The organism is Geodermatophilus sp. SYSU D00698 (assembly GCF_054050335.1).
Genome location: NZ_JBJGZD010000049.1, coordinates 1 through 2,365, shown reverse-complemented (window position 1 = coordinate 2,365; position 2,365 = coordinate 1). Strand labels below are relative to the sequence as shown.

Annotated in this window: 2 rRNA genes; both read right to left on the bottom strand. The window is 62.0% G+C overall.

What is annotated here, in order from left to right:
* Positions 1-309: ribosomal RNA gene (locus ACI8AB_RS22670) — 23S ribosomal RNA — on the bottom strand; the annotation flags it as partial.
* Positions 310-764: 455 nt separating this feature from the next.
* A 16S ribosomal RNA gene (locus tag ACI8AB_RS22665) occupies positions 765-2,287 on the bottom strand.
* Positions 2,288-2,365 lie beyond the last annotated feature (78 nt).

Genomic DNA, 2,365 nt, shown 5'->3' with positions numbered 1-2,365 from the left:
TCCACAACCCCTGCCGGGTCTCACATGGAAACGGTTTAGCCTCATCCGCTTTCGCTCGCCACTACTCACGGAATCACGGTTGTTTTCTTCTCCTGTGGGTACTGAGATGTTTCACTTCCCCACGTTCCCTCCACACGCCCTATGTGTTCAGGCGCGGGTCACACCACATGACTGGTGCGGGGTTCCCCCATTCGGACACCCTCGGATCAACGCTCGGTTGGCAGCTCCCCGAGGCTTATCGCAGCCTCCCACGTCCTTCATCGGCTCCTGGTGCCCAGGCATCCACCGTGTGCCCTCAACATCTTGACCACACACAAACCCACAAACCATCGAACTGAAACTCCGACCCGAAGATCGGAGATCAAAGATGCTCGCGTCCACTGTGCAGTTCTCAACGACCAACCCGCGCTCCCTCCCCAGCGACGCCACCGGCCCGCGCACGCGCGGCGATGTGGCATCGGGAAGGCCCGGACAGAGACAGCAACCCCCACCCCCGGCACGCGACCGGCCGGCGGGGTCCGCTCCCTCAGGACCCAACAGCGTGCCTACGACCCCCCACCTGCCCCCGGCTCCGGTCCACGCCGGCGCCCCGAAGGACACCCGGCAGTACTGGGAGCCGGCCACAGCCGGCGGCCGAACTGGTCAGCGTTCCACCCTCGAGCACCACCCCGAACACCCGCCCGGCGCCCCTGCTGGGCACCGGGTCCTCGGTCCGGGCATGGCTTGGACCGGCGCAGCAGGGCTGGCCGGTCGGTGCTCCTTAGAAAGGAGGTGATCCAGCCGCACCTTCCGGTACGGCTACCTTGTTACGACTTCGTCCCAATCGCCGATCCCGCCTTCGACGGCTCCCTCCCACAAGGGGTTGGGCCACCGGCTTCGGGCGTTACCGACTTTCGTGACGTGACGGGCGGTGTGTACAAGGCCCGGGAACGTATTCACCGCAGCGTTGCTGATCTGCGATTACTAGCGACTCCAACTTCATGGGGTCGAGTTGCAGACCCCAATCCGAACTGAGACCGGCTTTTTGGGATTCGCTCCACCTCGCGGTATCGCAGCCCTTTGTACCGGCCATTGTAGCATGTTTGCAGCCCTAGACATAAGGGGCATGATGATTTGACGTCATCCCCACCTTCCTCCGAGTTGACCCCGGCAGTCTCCCATGAGTCCCCACCATCACGTGCTGGCAACATGGAACGAGGGTTGCGCTCGTTGCGGGACTTAACCCAACATCTCACGACACGAGCTGACGACAACCATGCACCACCTGTGCACGACCCCGAAGGACACCGTATCTCTACGGCTTTTCCGTGCATGTCAAGCCTAGGTAAGGTTCTTCGCGTTGCATCGAATTAAGCAACATGCTCCGCCGCTTGTGCGGGCCCCCGTCAATTCCTTTGAGTTTTAGCCTTGCGGCCGTACTCCCCAGGCGGGGCGCTTAATGCGTTAGCTGCGGCACGGAGACCGTGGAATGGCCCCCACACCTAGCGCCCAACGTTTACGGCGTGGACTACCAGGGTATCTAATCCTGTTCGCTCCCCACGCTTTCGCTCCTCAGCGTCAGTATCGGCCCAGAGACCCGCCTTCGCCACCGGTGTTCCTCCTGATATCTGCGCATTTCACCGCTACACCAGGAATTCCAGTCTCCCCTGCCGAACTCGAGTCCGCCCGTATCGACTGCAGGCCCGGAGTTGAGCTCCGGGTTTTCACAGCCGACGCGACGAACCGCCTACGAGCTCTTTACGCCCAATAATTCCGGACAACGCTTGCACCCTACGTATTACCGCGGCTGCTGGCACGTAGTTGGCCGGTGCTTCTTCTGCAGGTACCGTCACCTCGCGGCTTCGTCCCTGCTGAAAGAGGTTTACAACCCGAAGGCCGTCATCCCCCACGCGGCGTCGCTGCGTCAGGCTTCCGCCCATTGCGCAATATTCCCCACTGCTGCCTCCCGTAGGAGTCTGGGCCGTGTCTCAGTCCCAGTGTGGCCGGTCACCCTCTCAGGCCGGCTACCCGTCGTCGCCTTGGTAGGCCACTACCCCACCAACAAGCTGATAGGCCGCGGGCCCATCCCCAGCCGGAAATCCTTTCCACCACCAGACCATGCGGCCAGCGGTCACATCCGGTATTAGCCCCAATTTCTTGGAGTTATCCCGAAGCCGGGGGCAGGTTGCCCACGTGTTACTCACCCGTTCGCCACTCATCCCCCCGCAAGCGGGGTTCAGCGTTCGACTTGCATGTGTTAAGCACGCCGCCAGCGTTCGTCCTGAGCCAGGATCAAACTCTCCGTAGATGCATTCAATCGCTGGCCGAGAACCGAGAGCTAGCACTCTCGATGTCATCAACCAAAGGAATCCCATCCGGGCACCAG